The organism is Centipeda periodontii DSM 2778, from assembly GCF_000213975.1.
Taxonomy (GTDB): domain Bacteria; phylum Bacillota; class Negativicutes; order Selenomonadales; family Selenomonadaceae; genus Centipeda; species Centipeda periodontii.
Genome location: NZ_GL892076.1, coordinates 944,719 through 951,352 on the forward strand (window position 1 = coordinate 944,719; position 6,634 = coordinate 951,352).

Here is a 6,634-nt window from a genome sequence, read left to right on the forward strand (position 1 = left end):
GAGAAGGGAGAAATCGTCATGCATCTTGAGGGAGCGGAGCCGTTTTTGCTGCCCGGTGGGGCGCATGGCGTGCTCCTCATACACGGATTCACGGGGCTGCCGGCAGAGCTGCGCCTCATGGGAGAATATCTGAACGCACGCGGCTTTACCGTGCTTGCCATTCGGCTCGCGGGGCACGGGACGACGGTCGAGGATCTGAGCCGCATGGAGCATGAGGACTGGATGGACTCTGTGCGCGACGGTTCTGCCATCCTCAGCGGCGTGTGTGAGCAAGTCTCCGTGGTTGGGCATTCGATGGGCGCGGTTTTTGCCATGCTCCTCTCCGTCGAGACGGACGTCGCCCACGTTGTGAGCCTCGGTGCACCCATCATGATCGCACCCGAGCAGGGGATCGAGCATCTGCCGACGCGTGAGGCGTGCGTGGATCGCTATGTGCCGAAGGCGCGGCGGAGGCTTCAGAATGTGCCGTGCGGTGCGAACAATACGTATCGGCGCATGCCGCTCGTTTCCATCCACGAGATGATGGATGTCATCGCGATCCTCTGTGGGCAGATTGCGAAGGTTACGGCACCCATCCTGATCGTGCACGGGGAGCGCGATCACACGGCAGATCCGAAGAGCGCGGACTATCTCTATGAGAACGTCCGAAGCCCACGGTGCGAGAAATACATTCTGCCGGATGCGGGGCATTTGCTGCCGCTCGATTTGGGGATCCGGGAGCGTGTCTTTGCGCGTACGGCATCATTCCTGCTGGATGAATCGGAATAGGAACGGAAAAAAGAGGGACATATGGAACAGGAACAATTGGATACGTTGAAAGAGAGAATTCACGCCTTTATGCGGGAGGACGCCTATCGCCCGCTGCCGGCGGCGGAGGTTCTCACGGGACTCGGACTCTCCGCTGAGGAGGAGCCGCTTCTTTCGTCTGCACTCATGGCGCTCGAGGCGGAGGGAGCGATCATTCGGAACCGCAGCGGACTTTACGGACTGCCGAGCCGCATGAACCTCGTCGTGGGGCGGCTCTCCATGTCGCCCAAGGGATTTGGTTTTATCATCCCTGACGTGCGCGCAACGGAGGATGAGTCGGATGTATTTGTGCCCGGCTCTGCGCTTGCGACCGCCATGCACGGCGATCGCGTCGTGGCGCGTGTGACCCCGTCCGAGATGCCGGGACGTGCACGCGAGGGCGAGATCATCCGCATCCTTGAACGTGCGAATACGCATATTGTCGGCACGTTTGAGCGCAGCAAGGCATTCGGCTTCGTCACGCCTGACAGCGCGAAGATCGGGCGCGACATCTTCATTCTGAAAAAGGACTTCGGCGGCGCAAAGACGGGCAGCAAGGTGGTCGTAGAGATCACGAAGTGGCCCGAGGAGCGGCGCAGCGCCGAGGGACGTGTGGTCGAGGTGCTCGGCAAGACGGGGGATCCCGGTGTGGATGTGCTCGCTGTGATGCGCGCCTATGACCTTGACGAAGCATTCCCGCCCACCGTGGCAGAGGCAGCCGCGTGCTGCCCCGAGAACCCGCTGCCCGAGGAGTATGCAGGGCGGCGTGACCGCCGTGATTTCCCCATTGTCACGATCGACGGCGAGGACACGAAGGACATCGATGACGGCATTTACGCATATGAGAAGGACGGCGGATTCTTCCTCGGCGTCTACATCGCCGATGTGAGTCACTACGTCCGCATGGGCGAGCCGCTGGATGTGGAGGCAGCGCGGCGCGGCACGAGTGTCTATCTCGTTGACCGCGTCATACCCATGCTGCCGAAGGAGCTCTCGAACGGGATCTGCAGCCTGAACGAGGGCGTTGATCGCCTCTCGATGGCGTGTGAGATGGAGATCGGTGCGGACGGTGAGGTAAAAAGCTACGAGATTGTGCCGTGTGTGATTCACGTCGCACGTCGGCTGACCTATACACTGGTGAATAAAATCCTTGCGGGTGAGGAGCCGTTTGTTTCGGACAACGAGGACATCCACCCGATGCTTGGGACCCTGCGCCGTCTGCGCGAAGCTCTGCGTGCGAAGCGGCACCGCCGCGGCTCCATTGACTTTGAGCTGCCCGAGATCAAGGTGAAGCTCGACGCGGAGGGGCATCCCGTCGCGCTCGTGAAGCGCACGGGTTCGATCGGTGAGTCCATCATCGAGGAGTGTATGCTCATCGCGAATGAGACGGTTGCGCGCCACATGGAGCTGAAGGAGGAGCCGTTTGTCTACCGCGTGCACGAGACGCCGAACGCCGAGAAGATCGAGCGCTTTCAGAGTCTTCTCGCCGCACTCGGACTGCGGCTGAACGTCGATGAGGATGGAAAGGTGCGCCCGCGCGACATTCAGGCTGTCCTCGACCGTGTGAAGGGCGCGCCCGAGGAGCGCATCATCGGCGCGGTTGCGCTGCGCTCCATGCAGCAGGCGCGCTATTCGACGCAGAGCCTCGGACATTTCGGGCTCGCCGCACGCTACTACACGCATTTTACTTCGCCCATCCGCCGCTATCCCGATCTCCTTGTGCACAGACTCCTGCGCGAGACCTTTGCGACAGGGCATATTGACCCGGAGAAGCGGGAGCGGCTGCGCGCGATGCTGCCGGACGCGGCGGAACACTCCTCCGCGCGTGAGCGCATCGCCATCGAGGCAGAGCGCGAGACGACGGATATGAAGAAGATCGAGTATATGGCGCAGTTCGTCGGTGAGACGTTCGAGGGTGTTGTCAGCGGTGTCACGGCGTTCGGCATCTTCGTCGAACTCGAGAACGGCGTTGAGGGACTTGTGCACGTCTCCACAATGATCAACGATTACTACAGCTACATCGAGGAGCAGTATGCGATGGTCGGCGAACGCACGGGCGCACGCTACCGCCTCGGCGACACGGTGACCATCATCATCACGCGCGCCGACGTACAGGCGCGGACGCTCGACTTCGTGTTGAAGGACAACGGTGTCTATGAGCCGAACATGGCGGCGCCTGTAAAGGCTCCGGCAAAGACCAAGGCGGATGAAAAAACGACCTCTTCGGGCGGGCGCGGACGCCGCTCACGCAAAAAGAAGGGCGACCGCAAGAGTGAGCCCATCATCGCCGATATTGAAGTGACACCTGCCGAGCGCCGCAAGAAGACACGCGGCGCGCACGGTACACACGGCAAGCGTGTGCAGGAGGGCGAGCGTGCGGCGCGCAAGGCAGCTGCGAGTGTCCCTGCAAAGCCGCGTGCCGCAGCGTCCAAAGCGGACGGCGGGCGCGGACAGCGTCCCACGCGGAATGACGGCGATCGTCGTGATCGTGCACGCGGCGGCAGAGGGAATGATCGCTACGGTGACGAGCGCGAGCCGCGCGACTACCACCGCGTCAGGGTGACGGGCCTCAACAGCGCCGTCTGGCCGGATCCACCGGGCTACCGTGCGCAGCGGCCGGAGGCGGAGACAACCGAGAAGCCGCGTCGTGCCCCGCGTCCCACGCGTCGTATGAATCGCAAAACCGAGGGCGGGACGGGGAACGCCGAGTGAGGAATTTCTATGGGGAAGAAGAACGAAAGCATTAAGATCGCCTGCGAGAACCGCAAGGCGCGGCATGACTATTTCATCCATGAGACCTATGAGGCGGGCATTGAGCTCGTGGGAACGGAGGTCAAGTCCCTGCGCGCAGGTCGTGCGAATCTGCGCGACAGCTACGCCTACATCAAGAACGGGGAAGTATTCCTCGACCACATGCACATCAGCCCCTACGAACAGGGCAATCGGTTCAACCATGACCCGCTGCGCGTTCGCCGTCTGCTCATGCACAAGGCGGAGATTTTGAAACTCTTCGGCAAGACACGCGAGAAGGGCATGACACTCGTCCCGCTCAAGGTCTACTTCAAGCGCGGACGGGCAAAACTCGAGCTCGCACTCGCGAGCGGCAAGCACAACTATGACAAGCGTCAGACGCTCAAGGCAAAGGACGCCAAGCGCGAGATGGAGCAGGCACTCAAGGATCGTCAGCGCGGCTAACAATTAAGGAGTTTTTATGCAGGAAAAGGAAGCATCACCCGCGCTTCGGCGCGGGCTCAAGAACAGACATCTCCAGATGATCGCCCTCGGCGGCGCGATCGGGACGGGGCTCTTCTATGGCTCGGCATCCACGATTGCGCTCGCGGGACCTGCGGTCATGCTCGCCTATCTCCTCGGCGGCGTCATGATCTTCTTCATCATGCGCATGCTCGGCGAGATGGCGGTCGATGAGCCGGTCTCGGGCTCGTTCAGTCACTATGCGGGCAAATACTGGGGCGACTTTCCGGGCTTCCTCTCCGGCTGGAACTACTGGTTCAACTACATCATCGTTTCCATGGCGGAGCTGGCGGCAGTCGGCATCTACATGAACTTTTGGCTGCCTGACCTCCCGCAGTGGCTTTCCGCCCTCATCTGCCTCGCCGTCATCACCGTGCTCAACCTCACGAATGTGCGCGCGTACGGTGAGATGGAGTTCTGGATGGCGCTCGTGAAGATCACGGCGATCGTCCTCATGATTGGACTCGGCGGCTGGCTGCTCGTGACGGGTGCGCCGTTTCCCGACAATGTGAGCAATCTCTGGGCACACGGAGGATTCCTGCCGAACGGCTGGTGGGGCTTCTTCCTCGGAACCGCCGTCGTCATGTTCTCGTTCGGCGGCATCGAGCTCATCGGCATCACTGCGGGCGAGGCGGAGGATCCCGACCGCACGATTCCGCAGGCGATCAATCAGGTCATCTGGCGTATTTTGATCTTCTATGTCGGAACGATGGCGGTGCTCATGGCACTCTGGCCGTGGAACGAGGTCGGTATGGAGGCAAGTCCCTTCGTTCAGATCTTCCAAAACGTGGGTATTCCCGCCGCCGCGCACATCCTGAACTTCGTCGTGCTCACCGCCGCGATCTCCGTCTACAACTCCGCGATCTACAGCAACAGCCGCATGCTCTACGGACTCGCACAGCGCGGAGACGCGCCATCCGTATTGAAGAGTCTCTCCGCACGCGGCGTACCCGTGCTCGGCATTCTGATCTCCTCGGGCATTACCCTCATTGTGGTATTTCTGAACTATTTCTTCCCGGGCGACGCATTCCTCTACCTCATCTCGATCGCAACGTGTGCCGCCGTCATCAGCTGGGTGACGATCGTTGTGACGCATCTGAAATTTCGCAGCAAGATGGAGCGCGAGAGGGGGCATATCAAATTCCGTGCACCGTTTTATCCGTGGATCAACTATCTCTGCATCGTGTTCCTCATCGGCGTCGTCGTCATGATGGCGCAGATTCCGGGCATGCAGCTCGCCGTGCCGATCCTGCCCGCATGGCTGCTCGTGCTGTGGCTCGGCTATCGCTCGAAGAAGCGGCGGGAAAAAGAATAACTCCCTTATAGCCTGCCCCACATGCGGGGAAAGGACGAATAAGGCTGCTATGTGAAGCTGAGAATCTCGCATAGCAGCCTCTTTATGTATACTGACTTTTTCATTAGACAAAAATGGCGATGTATGTTAAAATACGTAATAAAAATTTAACAGTAAGGAGGAATAATATGATTTGCAAGGAATGTGGTGCGAAAATCGAGGGACTTACGCGTATTTGTCCGCATTGTGGCGAGCGGGCTCTCATCGATGATGAACTTGAAACATGGAGCTTTATTGCGGATACGGCAGAAAAGAAGAGGCGTGCCATGCCGGAGGAAATTGTGCTGAACGCCCCGGCGCCGATTCCAGAGGAGCGTTCGGCACAGATCGACGGGTTGGAGCGGATGCGAGGGTACTTTGTACAGCACAGCAATCTCTATCAGGTGGTTGAGGATCTGGACTACATTGAAAGTGGAATGAGTCGCCCATCCATCGGTCTTTGGATGCTCGTCGGCGGACTCGTCGCGGCACTCGTCTATTTCCCGCTGTCACCGTTTCTGCCGAACTTCATCTGGGCGTACTACTTCGTCCTCTGGGGAGTGGTCACGACGATCGGCTATCTGCGCGCCGGGCGCCGCTATGAGCATCGCAAGGCAGAGTATGCCCTTCTGCGCCGCCATGCGGAGAACGATCTGCGTGCGATGTATAACAGCTGCACGGATTGCTTCCTGCCGCTCGCATGGACACCGCCGCCGCGTATCAATCGCCTGATCGATGCACTCCAATCGGGGGAGACGACCTCTGTGCGCGACTATATGGAACGGGAGGCGGGGTAACATGGCGGAAATTTGCATCAAGCGCATCTACGAGGCGGCAGAGCCGGATGACGGGTTCCGCGTGCTCGTCGATCGCCTCTGGCCACGCGGCATCTCCAAGTCGCGTGCGGCACTCGCGGACTGGTGGAAGGACATTGCTCCGTCGCCGGAGCTGCGCACATGGTTCGGGCACAAGGCGGAGCACTTTGCGGAGTTTGCCGAAAAATACCGCGTGGAGCTCTCGACCGGTACGGCCGGACCAACGCATATGGTCACCGTCGCCGAGCATCTCAAAGCAGGGGAGAATATCACATTGCTCTATGGCGCGAAGGATCCTGAGATTAATCATGCCCGTGTTTTGCGGGAGTGGATGTATGCGATGATGGACAAGTAGCACATACTGTCACTTATGTGATAAATAATTCACATAAGTGACGATCTGGGATGAAAATCTATAAAAAAAGCCGTGTTTTCGTGAGAACACGGC

The 6,634-nt window shown here is 59.7% G+C and carries 6 protein-coding genes; all 6 read left to right on the forward strand.

The window, feature by feature from the left end:
- The first annotated feature begins 18 nt into the window (after positions 1-18).
- Positions 19-768 (forward strand): alpha/beta hydrolase, encoded by a 750-nt coding sequence (locus tag HMPREF9081_RS04250; protein WP_006305769.1) that lies wholly within the window; start codon positions 19-21, stop codon positions 766-768.
- A 21-nt stretch (positions 769-789) separates the two neighbouring features.
- Positions 790-3,498: a ribonuclease R gene (rnr, locus tag HMPREF9081_RS04255; RefSeq protein ID WP_006305770.1), complete on the forward strand. Its 2,709-nt coding sequence runs from the start codon at positions 790-792 to the stop codon at positions 3,496-3,498.
- Between the two features lie 9 nt (positions 3,499-3,507).
- Complete coding sequence (gene smpB, locus HMPREF9081_RS04260) at positions 3,508-3,981, forward strand: SsrA-binding protein SmpB (RefSeq protein WP_006305771.1); 474 nt, start codon at positions 3,508-3,510, stop codon at positions 3,979-3,981.
- A 16-nt stretch (positions 3,982-3,997) separates the two neighbouring features.
- Positions 3,998-5,353, forward strand: coding sequence for an amino acid permease (locus HMPREF9081_RS04265; RefSeq protein ID WP_006305772.1), 1,356 nt, complete (start codon positions 3,998-4,000; stop codon positions 5,351-5,353).
- Positions 5,354-5,520: 167 nt separating this feature from the next.
- Positions 5,521-6,168, forward strand: a complete 648-nt coding sequence (locus tag HMPREF9081_RS04270; RefSeq protein WP_040394479.1) for a hypothetical protein — start codon at positions 5,521-5,523, stop codon at positions 6,166-6,168.
- A gap of 1 nt (position 6,169) precedes the next feature.
- The gene (locus HMPREF9081_RS04275; protein WP_006305775.1) at positions 6,170-6,541 is read left to right on the forward strand and encodes a DUF488 domain-containing protein; all 372 of its coding nucleotides are present in this window, start codon (positions 6,170-6,172) and stop codon (positions 6,539-6,541) included.
- Positions 6,542-6,634: the final 93 nt, after the last annotated feature.

Excerpts from the sequence above, each read along its gene's own strand:
- HMPREF9081_RS04265 (WP_006305772.1), top strand. The coding sequence starts at position 3,998 with ATGCAGGAAAAGGAAGCATCACCCGCGCTTCGGCGCGGGCTCAAGAAC.
- HMPREF9081_RS04250 (WP_006305769.1), top strand. The coding sequence starts at position 19 with ATGCATCTTGAGGGAGCGGAGCCGTTTTTGCTGCCCGGTGGGGCGCAT.
- rnr (WP_006305770.1), top strand. The coding sequence starts at position 790 with ATGGAACAGGAACAATTGGATACGTTGAAAGAGAGAATTCACGCCTTT.
- smpB (WP_006305771.1), top strand. The coding sequence starts at position 3,508 with ATGGGGAAGAAGAACGAAAGCATTAAGATCGCCTGCGAGAACCGCAAG.
- HMPREF9081_RS04270 (WP_040394479.1), top strand. The coding sequence starts at position 5,521 with ATGATTTGCAAGGAATGTGGTGCGAAAATCGAGGGACTTACGCGTATT.
- HMPREF9081_RS04275 (WP_006305775.1), top strand. The coding sequence starts at position 6,170 with ATGGCGGAAATTTGCATCAAGCGCATCTACGAGGCGGCAGAGCCGGAT.